We start from the raw sequence: 15,095 nt of genomic DNA on the forward strand, positions 1-15,095 counted from the left end.
TTCCCTATACCCCTGCTGCTTGCAGGTCTTGAGCCAGCTGATCCAACTCAGCGGCTGTTGGTTCGATAATGGGAAGACGCGGTGCACCCACGTCCTTCCCCTTTAGCTTTAGCGCTGCCTTCGCGAATGTCACGCCTCCGAGGCGGGCCTGGGCCTTTTGTAGCGGCTGCAGTTGCACTGCGATGCTACGGGCGGTGGCGATGTCGCCTGCGTCGAACGCATCCCTCATCTGCTTGAGCTGTCGCGTTGCTACGTGGCCAATCACAGAGATGAAGCCGGTGGCACCTGCGGCCAACCAAGGCAGGTTCAACGGGTCATCGCCCGAGTACCAAGCCAGGTCGGTGTTCTCAATCAGTTCCATGCCGGCGGCCAGGTCGCCCTTTGCATCCTTGACGGCTGCGATCTGTGGATGATCGGCCAGTCGGTGCAGGGTCTCCGGTTCCACCGGGACGACGGATCGAGAGGGAATGTCGTAGACGCACACTGGAATATCCACCGCGTCCGCAACGGTCGTGAAGTGCTGGTAGATGCCCTCTTGGCTGGGACGAGAGTAGTAAGGAGTCACAACCAGCAGAGAGTCAGCCCCCGCCTCTTGCGATGCGCGAGACATTTCTACGGTGACAGCTGTGTCATAAGATCCGCTTCCGGCGATCAGTTTTACACGGTCGCCGAGCTCGGATCGTACTGCTCTGAGCAGGTCAAGCTTCTCGGTCGCACCCGTGGTGGGTGATTCTCCGGTAGTTCCGGCCAAGACCAAAGAATCGCAGCCCTCATCCACGAAGTGGCCAGCAAGGGCCACGCCCGCGTCCAAGTCGATGGAGCCGTCCTTCTTAAAGGGGGTCACCATCGCAAGAGAGATAGTTCCGAAGTGCGCGGATCCCCTTGTTGCTGCGTTACCTGTACTCATGACTCCCCAGACTACCTTCCTTCACGAGAAACTCACGTATTTGGGTGTTGATTTCGGCGGGTTGTACTCAATGGCCCTAAGACCCGTCATCCTTAAGATTCACCGACGTACGGGCTCGTCGCCATTTCCCCGCCATCGTGCAACTGCGTGATCGAGAAGTCCTCGAACACGTTCGGCGCTACTTCCTGCAGTTTACGCAAGCACGCGACAGCGATCCGGCGGATCTCCGGATCCGCATGCTCAGCGGCACGCATGGCGATGAAGTGTCGCCAGCTGCGGAAGTTGCCGGTCATGACAAAGCGAGTTTCGATGCAGTTCGGCAACACCGCTCGAGCCGCCTGCCGTGCCTGCTTCGTGCGCAACACGGCGTTTGGCTCCTCAGCGAAGTCCTCGCCCAGCCCATCCAGGATCTCCCGGTAGGCGTCATAGGCCACATCCGCTGCCTGCAAGAATAGCTTCTTCAAGTCCTCATTGCCGGCTACCGCTTCGGGCACTACGACCCGCGCCTCGTCGGCAGGTACGTAGCGTTGCGAAAGCTGGCTGAAGCTGAAATGCCGGTGGCGCATGATCTCGTGACCGCACGAGCGAGAAACTCCGCGCAGGTACATCGAGGCACTGGCGTGCTCGAGCAGCGTGGTGTGGCCGACGTCCATGATGTGGCGGACGTACGCCGCATTCGTCGCAGTGTGCGGGTTGGGCTTGTCCCACGTTTCGTAGCAAGCCCTGCCTGCGAACTCGACCAAAGCGGCACTATCATCCACGTCAGTTTGCCAGTTCAGGTCTGGCGCTGAGTTAAAGGCGGTGTGACCCACGAGGTCGATCTGTAGGGGTGCAACAGTAGCCATGAACTAGGCCTTAGCACCGCCGTTGACATCGCCGTCCAGTCCCAGGAACCTCTCCAAACCGATGGTCAGGCCCGGGTTCTCACCGATCTTCTCGACGCCGATCATGATTCCCGGCACGAAGGACTCACGGTCGTAGGAATCCTGCTTCAGGGTCAAGGTCTGTCCCTTGGTGCCGAAGATGACCTGCTCGTGGGCAACCATGCCGGTCATGCGTACGGCGTGCACCGGTACTCCCTGCACGTCAGCGCCACGCGCCCCGTCCAGGGACTGCGTGGTGGCGTCGGGCTGCTCGGCCAGACCGGCTGCCTTACGAGCGCGCGCGATGCCTTCCGCGGTGTGCACCGCAGTACCCGAAGGCGCGTCCACCTTGTTCGGGTGGTGCAGCTCCACGACCTCGGCGGACTCGAAGAAGGGCGCCGCGATCTCCGCAAACTTCATGGTCAGCACGGCGGAGATGGCGAAGTTCGGGGCGACGAGCACCCCAGTCTCCGGGGATTCCTGCAGCCAACCGCGAACGGTTTCAAAGCGCTCTTCCGTCCAGCCGGTGGTACCGACGACGGCGTGGATGCCGTTGTTGATGCAAAACTCCAGGTTGCCCATCACGGCATCCGGAACGGTGAAGTCCACAACGACCTCAGCCTTGTTATCCACCAGCGCTTGCAGGTCGTCACCGTGGTCGATGGCGGCCACCAGCTCGTGGTTCGCGTCAGCCTCAACGGCGGCTACAACGGCGCTGCCAACACGCCCGCGGGCACCCAAAACACCAATGCGAGTCATAGATCAATCGCTCCTTTATAGCTCTCAATTAGCCCGTAGCAAGTGGTTAGTTGTCTTCAACCAGAACCAGGGAGATCTTGCCGCGGTTATCGATGTCCGCGATCTCCACCTCGAGCTTGTCGCCCACCGAGACCTCGTCCTCAACGCGCTCGATGCGGCGATCGCCGCCCAGGTTCGAGATGTGGATCAGGCCGTCCCTACCCGGCAGCAGAGAAACGAACGCACCGAACGCGGTGGTCTTTACTACCGTGCCCAGGAAGCGGTCGCCCACCTTCGGCTGCTGCGGATTCGCGATGGCGTTGATCTTCTCCTCCGCCTCGCGCGCAGCCTCGCCTCCGACGGCGGAGATGAACACCGTGCCATCGTCCTCGATGGTGATGTTCGCGCCGGTCTCCTCCGTGATCTGGTTGATGGTCTTGCCCTTGGGGCCGATGACCTCACCGATCTTGTTTTGCGGGATGTTAATGCTGGTGATCTGCGGGGCCAGGTCGCTCATGTCATCCGGAGAGTCAATGGCCTCGTCCATCAGCTGCAGGATCTCCAGGCGTGCGGTGCGCGCCTGCTGCAGCGCCTCGGCCAGCACGTCCGACGGGATGCCGTCGAGCTTGGTATCCAGCTGCAGCGCGGTCACGAAGTCGGGAGTACCCGCGACCTTGAAGTCCATGTCACCGAAGGCATCCTCGGCGCCCAGGATGTCGGTCAGCGTGACGTACTTGTCCTCGCCGGCCTTGCCAACCTTGCCGGTCACCAGACCCATTGCAATGCCCGCCACCGGTGCCTTCAGCGGCACACCGGCGTTGTACAGGCTCAGGGTCGAGGCGCACACAGAACCCATGGAGGTCGAGCCGTTGGACCCCAGAGCCTCAGAGACCTGGCGAATGGTGTACGGGAAGTCATCGCGGCTGGGGATCACGGGCGTCAATGCGCGCTCCGCGAGAGCACCGTGGCCGATCTCGCGGCGCTTCGGGGAGCCCACGCGACCGGTCTCGCCGGTGGAATACGGCGGGAAGTTGTAGTGGTGGATATAGCGCTTCGTGGTCTCCGGCCCCAGCGAGTCGATCTGCTGTTCCATCTTCAGCATGTCCAGCGTGGTCACACCCAGGATCTGGGTCTCGCCGCGCTCGAACAGGGCGGAGCCGTGCGCACGCGGCAGCAGCTGGACGACGATGCCCAGGTCGCGGATCGTGGTGCTGTCGCGGCCATCGATGCGGAAGCCGTCCTCCAGGATGCGGCGGCGCACCACATTCTTGGTGACCTCATTGTGTGCCGCGCGGATCTCCGCCTCGCGCTCTGGGAACTCCGGTAGCAGATCGTCAACGTTGGCCTGCATGTTCGCGGCGAGTGCCTCGTCGCGCTCCTGCTTGTCGGCGATCGCCATGATGTCTTCTAGCGCATCCAGTGCTTCCGCCTGGACAGAGGCGAAAACGTCCTCGCCATAGGGCGGGAACAGCTCGAATTCGCGCGTCTCGGCGTCCACAGCCTTGGCCAGAGCGTCCTGCGCCTCACAGAGCGTGGCGATGAACGGCTTTGCGGCCTCGATACCCTGCGCCACAACCTCTTCGGTCGGCGCCGGTGCGCCCTCGGCGATGCGCTCGACGACGGTGTCGGTAGCGCCCGCCTCAACCATCATGACGGCAACGTTCGGCTCGCCGCTGCCCGCACCCTTGCCACGACCGCGACCACGGCCACGGGCGGGCTTTACCGGCTCGGTCACGCGACCGGCCACGACCAGCTCAAAGATGGCCTTTTCTTCCTGCTCGCGCGTCGGGAAAGCGACCCACTGACCCTCCGGGTGGTCGGCGTCCACAACAAGTGCCATGCGCACGCCGCCCACCGGGCCGGAAACCGGCAGTCCGGACAGCTGAGTGGAAGCGGAAGCGCCATTGATGGCCAGCACGTCGTAGCGATCCTTCGGATCCATCGACAGGACGGTCACGATGACCTGCACCTCGTTGCGCAGGCCGCGCACGAAGGTGGGGCGCAGCGGACGGTCAATCAGGCGGGCGGCCAGGATCGCATCCGTACCCGGGCGGCCTTCGCGGCGGAAGAAGCTCCCCGGGATGCGACCGACGGAGTACATGCGCTCTTCGACGTCCACGGTCAGCGGGAAGAAATCGATGCCCTCACGCGGCTGGCGGGAGGCGGCGGTGGTGGACAGCAGCATCGTGTCCTCGTCCAGGTAGGCCGTCACTGCCCCATCGGCCTGGCGGGCCAGCAGCCCGGTTTCAAAGCGGATGCTGCGGGTGCCGAAGTCGCCGTTATCAATGGTGGCCTCTACTTCCCACACACCGGCATCCGGGTCAACGAGCTCTGCTTGGATGTTCTGCTTCTTCGTACTCATAATGGAGTTTCGCAATCGCCTTTCTGCGTTACCTTGCGTTGCACTCCACGGCGGTTGCCTGTTCGTCTGGTCTTCGGTGCCGACGCCACCGACGTGGAATTTTCTTGAACTATTCGATTGGCTTTTAGGTTTTAACCGGCATCAAGACTAGCACGAAATAGCACAAACGCCCGCCACCTCGTCTTTTGAGAGGTGGCGAGCGTTTGCTTTAAAGCTTTAGCGACGCAGACCCAGGCGCTCGATCAGGGAGCGGTAGCGGTCGACGTTGTTCTCGGCCAGGTACTTCAGCAGGCCCTTGCGGCGACCAACCAGCAGCAGCAGGCCGCGGCGGGAGTGGTGGTCGTGCTTGTGGTACTTCAGGTGCTCGGTCAGCTGACGGATGCGAACGGTCAGCAGTGCGATCTGAGCCTCCGGGGAGCCCGTGTCGGTCTCGTGCAGGCCGAACTCCTTGAGAGTCTCGGTCTTCTGTTCCTTGGACAGTGCCATGGATGAATCTCCTTGATAGTTATTTCAGTCCGCGCGAAAGGTTTAACCAGCGACTACCGCAGACCACAGTCGCTAGACCTGGGGAGTTTAGCACGCCCACGCCCCTGTTCCCAAAACGCTTAGCCCAGCGCCTTGCGAGTTTCGGTGACATCCCGGCCGATGGCCTCGATCAGCTCGTCTAGCGAGTTGTACGTTTCCATTCCCCGCAGGTGGTGTACGAACTCCACGGCGATATCCAGGCCGTATAGGTCGGCGTCGTGATCCAGGATGAAGCTCTCCACGCTGCGCGGCTCGTGGCCGAAGGTGGGGTTGGTGCCGACGGAGATCGCGGCCGGCAGCCGCTCGCCCACCGGCATGGTTCCGATGGTCGCCCCGGCGGAAATCCCGTGCCCGGGCAGGATCGTCACGTAGCCTGCGTAAACGCCGTCAGCGGGCAGTGCGAACTTCTCGGCGAAGTACAGGTTGGCCGTGGGGAATCCCAGCGCCCTGCCGCCGCGGCCAGCACCGTGGGTTACTTCCCCGGCTACTCGGAAGTGCCGACCCAGCGCCTCGTTCGCGCCGTCCACGTTGCCCTCGGCCAGGGCCCGGCGGATCCACGTAGAGCAGACCACGTGGTCGCCGTCTTCCAGCAGCTCCAGTACGTCCACCCGCATGCCACGCGCCTCGCCCAACTCGCGCAGCGTCTCGGGCGTGCCCGCCGCCTTGTGGCCGAAGGTGAAGTTATCCCCCACCACCACGGCCTTGGCATTCAGCATCTTGACCAGCACCTGGTCCACGTATTCCTCCGGCGACCAGCTGGCGATCTCCTTGGTAAAGGAAACGACCACCACGTGGTCAATGCCGTACTCGTGCGCCAGCTCCGCGCGACGGCGCACGCTCGACAGCAGCGGCGGCACCGCCTCCGGCTTAAAGACGACGGTCGGGTGCGGGTCGAAGGTGAACATCACACTCGGCACGCCCCGTTCGCGCGCCAGCTCCACCGCCCGCTGCAGCAGTTCTTGGTGCCCGCGGTGCACGCCGTCGAACACGCCGATGGTCACGACGGTGCCGCCGGCTGCCAGGTGCTCGGGAATTCTGTCCAGTCCGTACCAGATACTCACACGTTGCATGCTAGTCGATAGTCTGTGGGTATGAACCAACGCAGTGCCCGTTCCGTACTGAACCGCTCCGGGGTAGTCCTCGTGGACAAGCCCTCCGGCCCCACCTCGCACGACATGGTGGCCAAACTGCGCCGGATCATGGGTACGCGCCGGGTCGGCCATTCGGGCACCCTCGATCCGATGGCCACCGGGCTGCTGGTTGTGGGCGTCGAAAGAGGAACAAAGTTCCTGGCCCACGTCGTCGCGCACGACAAGCGCTACGAGGCCACCGTTCGTTTGGGCTCCGCCACCCACACCGACGATGCACAGGGCGACGTGGTCTCCACCGCCTCTGCCCAAGACCTGCAGGCGCTTACCGAACAGCAGGTCCGCGAGGCTTTCGCTACTCAGCGGGGCGACATCATGCAGCGCCCGACCTCGGTTTCCTCCATCAAGATTGACGGCAAACGCGCCCACGAGCTCGTCCGCGAGGGCCACGACGTTGTGCTGCCCGAGCGCCCCGTCACAATCTTTTCTCTGGAGGTGCTCGATGTTGTTGTGGATGACGCCACCTCGTGCATCGACGCCCGCATCTCCGTGCACTGTTCTAGTGGTACCTACATCCGGGCGATTGCCCGGGACGTCGGCGAGGCTCTGGGTGTGGGCGGACACCTGACACAGCTCCGTCGCACTTCGGTGGGCCCCTTCGACGTCTCCGAAGCACGCACGCTGGAGCAGCTCGAGGAGCATCCGAGCCTGACGCTCACCTTGGACGAGGCGATGGTGCGCTGCTTCGAGACCCGCGAGATCAGCGAGTCGGAGGGCGTAGACCTCTCCCTCGGCAAATGGCTGGACCCCGTTGGCAACCAGGGTGTGCGCGCCGCGGTCACTCCCTCCGGGCAGGCCATCGCGCTGATCGAGGAGAAGGGAAAACGCGCTTCCAGTGTGTTCGTCGCCCGCCCGGCGGGAATGGACTAGCGAGCCGGAACGGCCGCGGCGGTGATCACATAGCCGTTGCGGATGGTCCACCGCCCCTGAATGAACGGCACCGGCACCGGGCGCGCCAGCAGGTATGAGGTAAACGTGCCGTCGGGGCGCAGGTCAATGTCGGCCTGATCGAAGTCCAGGAAGCGGTGCGTGAGAGGGAACCACGTCTTGTAGGTGGCTTCCTTCGCGCTGAACAGCACGGTATCCAGCAGCTGCATGTCCTCGGAGCGCATCGTCTTGTGGATGCGGCGCTGCTCGCCCAGGTTGGCGATCGTGTTGAATACGCCCTCCGGCAGCGGGCGAGCCACCTCCACGTCGATGCCCACGGAAGCCCAGCGCTCGGATGGCGCCAGCAGGGCCGCGCGGAAGCCGTCGGTGTGGGTCAGCGATCCGGAGATTCCCTGCGGGAACAGCGGCATCCCGCGCGGTCCGCGCAGGATGGGCGGGTGCGCGTCCATGAAGTTCTTCAGCGCCTGGTGTGCGCACCAGCGCGAATCGCCGAAGTCGGCCTTGCGCCGGTCCACTGCCCCTTCCACCAGCGCCTGCTCCTCCGCCGGGAGGGCGTCGAACTGGCTCAGATCCCCCCGCACGCTGTGCAGCTCTGCGCAGGCCGTACCCTGGGGCAGCAATCCGCGCGGAATGGTCGGCTGCTGCGCGCCGAAAGTCTCCACGATCGCCAGATCCCCTGGCGCCGTTGCGAGTGTTCCGTTGTGCCTCATGCTGTCACCTCCTCGACGAGTACTGGGTAGGGCCACAAATTTTTCTCCAAGCGGGGCGGAAGGCTGATCTTCCGTTCCCTCGGATAACCGAGGGAGACCTCCGCATGCGTTACATTTCCGAGCGAAAATTCTACCGGAATATGTAAATGGCCATAAATCACCGCGCGCGCTCGGTAGCGCTCCGGCCACTCCTGCGTGTGCCGCGTTCCCGACCACAGGCCGATCTCCTGATGCCGGACGTTAGCCATCGCCTCCCGCGCCAGCGGCCAGTGGTTGACCAGAATGGTCGGTCCCTCCACATTCGCCAGCCGGCGCACCGAGTAGCGCAGCCGCTCCCGGCACCACAGAATCACGTCCTCATACGGCGCAATCGCCAGGTCGTCCATCAACACGATGCCTTTGTCGCGGGCTGCCGCCAGCGCTTCAGTGGGCGTCATAGAAGGGTCGCGCCACGAGTGATCGTAAAGAGTAAACAGCGGCACCACAGTATGCCCCGCGAACATCGGGAAGGGATCCTCCGGGGTGAGCACCCCGAGGCGCTGGGCGACCGCGATGACTGCGTCGTACTTCGCCCGACCTTGGGTGGTATCGCTGGTGCGGCTATAGAGTTCGTGGTTTCCGGGCGCGTAGATGACCTGGGCGAAGCGGCTCTGCAGCAGCCCCAGGGTGCGCTCGATGGTGGGCAGATCCTCTGCAATGTCCCCGGCGACGATGAGCCAATCGCCCGCGTTAGCAGGCCGGACGTGTTCGCGGACCAGATCCAGGTTGCCGGGGGCGCGCACGTGCAGGTCGCTGACGGCCCATAGGGTTCGGGACATCGGGGCGCTCCCCCTTCTCACAATCAGGTCACAACGGTTAACAAGTTTAACACTAGCTAACCCACTTATCACCGGCGAAGCGCCAAGTCACGAAGGCCAGGCGGATCAAAATGAAGCTAAAGAGGCCCCACCAGATGCCGACCAAACCCCAGCCAAAGATCCAGGAAAGCCACACCAGCGGGATGAACCCGGCCAGTACAGAGACGATGGTGGCGGTGCGCAGGAAGGCCGCGTCCGCCGCCCCGAGCAGCACTCCATCCAAGGCGAAAACAACACCCCCGGCCAGCACCAACAGCACCAATAGCCACCACGGACCGCCGATCGTGGCCAGCACGTCGGCATCCGTCGTGAAGATGCGCGGGATGAAGTGGGCTCCCGCAGCCAGCCCCGCCGCGAGCACCAGGCTGGCGCCGACGGAGAAGCGCAGCACGGAGACTCCGACCTTGCGTGCCGTCGCGGCCGACCCAGCGCCCAAGGCCGCGCCCACCAGCGCCTGGGCTGCAATGGCCACGGAATCCAGCACCAACGTCAGGAAATTCCACAGCTGCAGCAGCACCTGGTGGGCAGCCAGCGGAGCCGGCCCCATGCGACCGGCCACCACCGCCGCGGAAATGAAAGCCACCTGGAAGCTCAGGCTGCGCAGGATCAAGTCCCGCCCCATCACCAGCTGCGACTTAATCACCGGCCAGTTGGGAGCCAGCGACTTTCCGTCCCCCTCCGCGCGCCAGTACACGACCAGCGCCCCGAGGAAGCAGGCGGCGATGATGACCTCCCCCAGCACGTTGGCGTACGCCGAGCCCACGAGCCCGTAGCGCCTGACCGCCAGCGGGACTATTACCGCCATCGGAATCACCCCGGCGAGTGTGAACCACAGCGGCAGCTTCGTGTTGGACATTCCCCGCAGCCAACCATTGCCCGCCATGGTGCACAGCGCCGGGATGATCGACGCGCACGTCACCCGCATCCACTTCGTGGCCTCGGAGACGACGGTGGCGTCACTAGAAAAGAAGCCCATGATCGCCGGGGCGAAGGCGAAAACAACGCCGGCCAACAGCGCGCCCACGGCCAGGGCAACCCACGTCGCCTGCACGCCCTCGTAGATCGCGTCGGAACGGCGGCCGGCACCGTAGTGCCGCGCGGCGCGGGCGGTCGTGCCATAGGACAGGAACGTCAGCTGGGTAGTAACGGTACCCAACACCGTCGCGCCCGCAGCCAGCGCGGCCAGATCAGCCGCACCCAGGCGGCCAACGACCGCAGTATCCAGCAACAGGTACAACGGCGTGGCCGCCAATACAACGAGAGCCGGCCAGGCCAGCCCCAAGATAGTGCGGGCATCGGCCTGGCCGGTAGAAGCGGGAGCAGTCACTACGACTTGTACGGATCCTCGTCGCCCGCCGGGCGGGCGCCCGCGGACTGCGCACGCAGAGCCTCGTCCTGGGCCTTCGCGCGAGCCAGCAGCTCCTCGAAGTGCGCGGAAGCCTCCGGAACTGTGTCCAAGCTGAAGCTCAAGGTCGGGGTGAAGCGCACGCTCAGCTGATCGCCGACGATCTTGCGCAACTGTCCCGTTGCCTTAGCCAGCGCTGCCTCCGCCGCATCCGTATCCGGCTCTGCGTCCACGGTCTTACCGCGCACGGTGTAGAACACCGTCGCGTCGTGGAGGTCGCCGGTTACGCGCGCGTCCGTGATCGTCACGAACTCCAGGCGCGGATCCTTGATCTGCCGCTCGATGGCCGTGGCAACAATCTGCTGAATGCGCTTGGCCATGCGCGCAGCACGCGCGTGATCAACCATTAACTTCTCCTTTACAAGACCTTGGACACTAGACAGTTTAGGTGCGCGGCTTTTAGGTGCGCGGCACCTCGACCAGCTCGAATACCTCGATGATGTCGTCGACCTGGATGTCAGGGTACGACAGCACCATACCGCACTCGTAACCTGCGGAGACCTCGGTGACGTCGTCCTTCTCGCGGCGCAGCGACTCGATAGTCGCCTTCTCCGCCACGACGTTGCCGTCGCGCACCAGGCGCGCCTGGGCGTTGCGGCGGACCTTGCCGGTCTCCACCATGCAACCTGCAATGAGGCCGACGGAGGAAGCCTTGAAGATCTGGCGGATCTCCGCGGTACCGATCTCCTTCTCCTCGTAGATCGGCTTCAGCATGCCCTTCAGCGCTGCCTCTACCTCCTCGATCGCCTTGTAGATGATCGAGTAGTAGCGGATATCCACGCCCTCGGCGTTGGCCACCTCGGTGGCCTTGCCTTCTGCGCGGACGTTGAAGCCGATGATCACTGCGTCGGAGGCCGCTGCAAGGTTGACGTTGGTCTCCGTCACAGCACCAACACCGCGGTCGATGATGTTCAGATCCACCTCGTCGTCGACCTCGATCTTCAGCAGCGCATCTTCCAGGGCCTCGACCGTACCGGCGTTGTCGCCCTTCAGGATCAGGTTCAGGGTGTTGGTTTCCTTCAACACCGCATCCAGATCCTCCAGGGAGACGCGCTTGCGGCTGCGTGCTGCCAGCGCGTTACGACGGCGGGCGTCGCGGCGGTCCGCGATCTGGCGGGCGGTGCGGTCCTCGTCGACAACCAGCAGGTTATCGCCAGCACCGGACACGCTGGTCAGACCCAGAACCTGGACCGGGCGGGACGGGCCGGCTTCCTTGACGTCGTTGCCGTGCTCGTCGATCATGCGGCGCACGCGGCCGTAGGCGTCACCAACGACGATGGAGTCACCAACGCGCAGGGTACCGCGCTGGACGATGATCGTCGCGACCGGACCGCGACCGCGGTCGAGGTGTGCCTCAATGGCGACACCCTGTGCGTCCATATCCGGGTTAGCGCGCAGATCCAGCGATGCATCGGCCGTCAGCAGGACGGATTCCAGCAGCTGGTCGATGTTGGTTCCCTGCTTTGCAGAGATGTCCACGAACATCGTCTCGCCACCGTACTCCTCCGGGATGAGACCGTACTCGGTCAGCTGGCCACGGATCTTGTCCGGCTGGGCGCCTTCCTTATCGATCTTGTTCACCGCAACCACGACCGGAATGTCGGCGGCCTTGGCGTGGTTGATCGCCTCCACGGTCTGCGGCATCACGCCGTCGTCCGCGGCGACCACCAGGATCGCAATATCGGTGGACTTCGCACCACGGGCACGCATGGCGGTGAACGCCTCGTGACCCGGGGTATCCAGGAAGGTAACCAGGCGGTCGTCGCCCTCCATGTTCACGGAGACCTGGTAAGCACCGATGTGCTGGGTGATGCCGCCGGCCTCGCCGGAACCGACGTTGGCCTTACGAATCGTATCCAGCAGGCGGGTCTTACCGTGGTCGACGTGACCCATGACGGTAACCACCGGCGGGCGCTGGGCCAGGTCTTCGTCCTCGCCCTCGTCCTCACCAAACTGCAGGTCGAAGGATTCCAGCAGCTCGCGGTCCTCGTCCTCGGGGGAGACGACCTCGACCTTGTAATCCATTTCCTCGCCGAGCAGCATCAGGGTTTCGTCGGAGACCGACTGAGTAGCGGTCACCATCTCGCCCAGGTTGAACAGTGCCTGAACCAGTGCTGCCGCATCCGCCTGGATCTTCTCTGCGAAGTCCATCAGGGAGGCACCACGAGCGAGGCGAATCTTCGCGCCCTTGCCGTTAGGCAGCTTCACGCCGCCAACGACGCTCGGCGCCTGCATTGCCTCGTACTCGTTGCGCTTCTGACGCTTCGACTTGCGCCCCTTACGCGGTGCGCCACCCGGACGGCCGAATGCACCTGCGGTGCCGCCACGACGCCCACCGCGTCCACCGCGCGGGCCTCCCGGGCCACCTGGACCGCCGGGGCCACCGTGACGTCCACCGCGACCACGGCCACCGCCGAAGTTGTCGGACTTCGACGGCATCTGGGCCGGGTTCGGGTGGCTCGGCATCATTGCCGGCGACGGACGGCGGCCGCCGCCCTGCTTAGCGCCTGGCTTCGGACCCGACTTCTTGGCCCCACCCGGGCGGTTACCCGGACGCGGCATGTCGCCTGGGCCTGCCTGCCCACCGCGCGGACGCGGTGCGGGGCGCTCGGCCGGAGTGCTGGAGGAAAACGGGTTGTTGGCCACACGCGGGGCGCGACCGCCCGGCTTCGGCCCTGGCTTGGCACCTGGCTTCGGGCCCGGCTTTGCACCACCGGGCTTCGGACCCGGCTTGGGCCCCGGCTTGGCACCGCCCGGCTTCGGGCCCGGCTTGGCACCGGGCTTCGGAGCTGGCTTCTCGCCAGGCTTCACGGAGGAGGTGGGCTTGGTGCCAGCGCCCGCAACCGGGTTGGTGTTCTTCACTGGCTGCGGCCCCGGCTTGGGTCCGGGCTTCGGCCCCGGCTTCGCGGCGGCCTTCGGAGCTGCCTTGGCGGCAGGCTTCGGCCCCGGCGTTGCTGCGGGCTTCGGGGTAGCTGCACCTTCCTTGGCAGACTCTTCGCCCACCCCGTAGTGCTTCTTCATCTTCTTCACGACGGGCGGCTGCACCGTCGAAGAAGCGGTCTTAACGAACTCGCCTTGTTCCTTCAGGGTGGCGAGCAACTCCTTGCTCGTCACTCCGAGTTCCTTGGCCAACTCGTGTACGCGTAGCTTTCCGGCCACTACTCTCCTTCATGTTTGCGGAGCCGTAGTGCGCTCTAGCGTGCAGGTGCGCCTGCAGCCGGGCTACTTACGACTCCCGTACTTGTAGATACTCATCGCTGATGCTGCTTCATCGCGTGCTCATCAGGGTTGATTGTTCTTCATGTCGACGTAACTTCCTCGTCTTTACTTGTCACTGTCACTGGCAGTGTGACGATGTATTCACGTACAGGGTCTGCATCCACGTTGGCGGATACCCTCAACGCACGGCCAAAGGCCCTGCGTTTCACGGCGATTTCCCATGCCTCCACTGTGGGGGTGATCCATGCGCCTCGCCCGGGAAGTTTCCGACCCGGATCGGGGACAACCTGGAGTTCACCCTTGGCTCCTTCCGCGCTTTTCCGCACAACGCAACGCAACAGCTGATCTATTCCCATCACCTGCTTCGTTGCAATACACGTCCTCACCGGAAGGTGCTTGCTTGTGGGACACTCATGGAATACCACCAGTCCAGTGTATCGCGCCGGCCCCCGAAACAGTTAACTGGGCGTGTCCTCCGCTGCGGCGTCCGTCTCCGAACGGATGTCGATCTTCCACCCTGTCAGGCGTGCGGCCAGACGGGCATTCTGCCCCTCGCGGCCAATGGCGAGGCTCAGCTGATAGTCCGGCACGACGGCGCGGGCGATCTGCATCTCCGGGTCGGTCACCTTCACACTGACGACCTTCGAGGGCGACAGCGCATTGCCGACGAAAGTAGCCGGGTCCTCGGAGTAGTCGATAATGTCGATCTTCTCCCCGCCCAGCTCCTGCATGATGTTGGACACTCGCTGGCCGCGCGGACCGATGCAGGCGCCCTTGGCGTTCAGCCCCTTGACGGTCGAGCGCACGGCGATCTTGGTGCGGTGCCCCGCCTCGCGGGCCACGGAGACGATCTCGACGGAACCGTCGGCAACCTCCGGAACCTCCAGGGCGAACAGTCCCTTAACTAGCTCCGGGTGCGTGCGGGAAAGGTTGATCTGCACCATGCGGTTGGCGTTGTTGATCACGTCCGTAACGAAGGCCTTCACACGCATACCGTGCTCCAGCTCCTCGCCGGGGATGTGCTCGGCGGGCAGGATCTGCCCGTCCTGGCCGTTCGCCTCGGTGCCCAGGTGCACGATGGTCACACCGCGCTCGTTGGCGCGGGCATCGGCGGAAACCACGCCGGAAACCACGCGGTAGCGCAGCTCGGCGTACTCGTCGTAGCGGTTCTGCACGCGAGCGAAGTTGATGCGGAAGCGAATGGCTTCACGCACAGCCAGCGCGCCGTCGCGACCAAAATTTTTCGGAGTGTCGTCGATGCGCCCGGTGACGTTCCCCTCTTCGTCCTTTTCCACCTGGTAGATGGTCACCTCGCCACTAATCGGGTCGATGTCCACATCGACCGGACCGGTGAAGTGGCTTTTCGCCCGGTACGCCTCCCGCAGCCCCCGCTTAACCCCTTCCAGCAGGTCGTCGAAATCCACCGACTCCTGCTTTTCGACTGCACGCAGCGCGGCCATATCAATATTCACT

Annotated in this window: 14 protein-coding genes; 1 reads left to right on the forward strand and 13 read right to left on the reverse strand. The window is 64.2% G+C overall.

All coding sequences use genetic code 11. The annotated features are described in order from the left end of the window. Nucleotides 1–4 precede the first annotated feature (4 nt). The 6 genes from dapA to HMPREF3166_RS03265 all read right to left on the reverse strand — a co-directional run bounded on the left by dapA (nucleotide 5) and on the right by HMPREF3166_RS03265 (nucleotide 6,456). The gene (dapA, locus tag HMPREF3166_RS03240) at nucleotides 5–907 is read right to left on the reverse strand and encodes a 4-hydroxy-tetrahydrodipicolinate synthase (protein ID WP_070487627.1); all 903 of its coding nucleotides are present in this window, start codon (nucleotides 905–907) and stop codon (nucleotides 5–7) included. Nucleotides 908–999: 92 nt separating this feature from the next. Further along, nucleotides 1,000–1,752, reverse strand: a complete 753-nt coding sequence (gene thyX, locus HMPREF3166_RS03245) for an FAD-dependent thymidylate synthase (RefSeq protein ID WP_070487629.1) — start codon at nucleotides 1,750–1,752, stop codon at nucleotides 1,000–1,002. A 3-nt stretch (nucleotides 1,753–1,755) separates the two neighbouring features. Then, a complete protein-coding gene (gene dapB / locus HMPREF3166_RS03250; protein WP_070487631.1) occupies nucleotides 1,756–2,529 on the reverse strand; it encodes a 4-hydroxy-tetrahydrodipicolinate reductase in 774 nt (257 codons plus the stop codon). Nucleotides 2,530–2,575: 46 nt separating this feature from the next. After that, entirely contained in the window at nucleotides 2,576–4,870 is a 2,295-nt protein-coding gene (locus HMPREF3166_RS03255) for a polyribonucleotide nucleotidyltransferase (protein WP_070487633.1), read from the reverse strand. Between the two features lie 216 nt (nucleotides 4,871–5,086). Next, nucleotides 5,087–5,356: a 30S ribosomal protein S15 gene (gene rpsO / locus HMPREF3166_RS03260; RefSeq protein ID WP_005295163.1), complete on the reverse strand. Its 270-nt coding sequence runs from the start codon at nucleotides 5,354–5,356 to the stop codon at nucleotides 5,087–5,089. A 119-nt stretch (nucleotides 5,357–5,475) separates the two neighbouring features. Then, nucleotides 5,476–6,456: a bifunctional riboflavin kinase/FAD synthetase gene (locus HMPREF3166_RS03265; protein WP_210383907.1), complete on the reverse strand. Its 981-nt coding sequence runs from the start codon at nucleotides 6,454–6,456 to the stop codon at nucleotides 5,476–5,478. A 30-nt stretch (nucleotides 6,457–6,486) separates the two neighbouring features. On the opposite strand from HMPREF3166_RS03265, the gene truB reads away from it, so the two are divergent. Beyond that, entirely contained in the window at nucleotides 6,487–7,413 is a 927-nt protein-coding gene (truB, locus tag HMPREF3166_RS03270; protein ID WP_070487637.1) for a tRNA pseudouridine(55) synthase TruB, read from the forward strand. Here truB and HMPREF3166_RS03275 read toward each other — a convergent pair. The 7 genes from HMPREF3166_RS03275 to nusA form a co-directional block, all read right to left on the reverse strand. Then, nucleotides 7,410–8,141, reverse strand: a complete 732-nt coding sequence (locus tag HMPREF3166_RS03275; RefSeq protein ID WP_035005997.1) for a 4'-phosphopantetheinyl transferase family protein — start codon at nucleotides 8,139–8,141, stop codon at nucleotides 7,410–7,412. The two genes, truB and HMPREF3166_RS03275, sit on opposite strands and share 4 nt — an antisense overlap. Further along, the gene (locus HMPREF3166_RS03280) at nucleotides 8,138–8,959 is read right to left on the reverse strand and encodes a metallophosphoesterase family protein (protein ID WP_070487639.1); all 822 of its coding nucleotides are present in this window, start codon (nucleotides 8,957–8,959) and stop codon (nucleotides 8,138–8,140) included. The genes HMPREF3166_RS03275 and HMPREF3166_RS03280 overlap by 4 nt, the downstream gene beginning before the upstream one ends. Nucleotides 8,960–9,011: 52 nt before the next feature. Further along, entirely contained in the window at nucleotides 9,012–10,325 is a 1,314-nt protein-coding gene (locus HMPREF3166_RS03285) for an MATE family efflux transporter (protein ID WP_049050471.1), read from the reverse strand. Further along, the gene (gene rbfA / locus HMPREF3166_RS03290) at nucleotides 10,325–10,750 is read right to left on the reverse strand and encodes a 30S ribosome-binding factor RbfA (protein ID WP_034986324.1); all 426 of its coding nucleotides are present in this window, start codon (nucleotides 10,748–10,750) and stop codon (nucleotides 10,325–10,327) included. The genes HMPREF3166_RS03285 and rbfA overlap by 1 nt, the downstream gene beginning before the upstream one ends. A gap of 52 nt (nucleotides 10,751–10,802) precedes the next feature. Next, entirely contained in the window at nucleotides 10,803–13,562 is a 2,760-nt protein-coding gene (gene infB / locus HMPREF3166_RS03295) for a translation initiation factor IF-2 (protein WP_070487641.1), read from the reverse strand. Between the two features lie 140 nt (nucleotides 13,563–13,702). Further along, nucleotides 13,703–14,047: a YlxR family protein gene (locus HMPREF3166_RS09925; RefSeq protein WP_080722722.1), complete on the reverse strand. Its 345-nt coding sequence runs from the start codon at nucleotides 14,045–14,047 to the stop codon at nucleotides 13,703–13,705. Nucleotides 14,048–14,080: 33 nt separating this feature from the next. Further along, nucleotides 14,081–15,094 (reverse strand): transcription termination factor NusA, encoded by a 1,014-nt coding sequence (gene nusA, locus HMPREF3166_RS03300; RefSeq protein WP_035006009.1) that lies wholly within the window; start codon nucleotides 15,092–15,094, stop codon nucleotides 14,081–14,083. Nucleotide 15,095 lies beyond the last annotated feature (1 nt).

The sequence above is a fragment of the Corynebacterium sp. HMSC08A12 genome (assembly GCF_001807485.1).
In the GTDB taxonomy this organism is placed as follows: domain Bacteria; phylum Actinomycetota; class Actinomycetes; order Mycobacteriales; family Mycobacteriaceae; genus Corynebacterium; species Corynebacterium evansiae.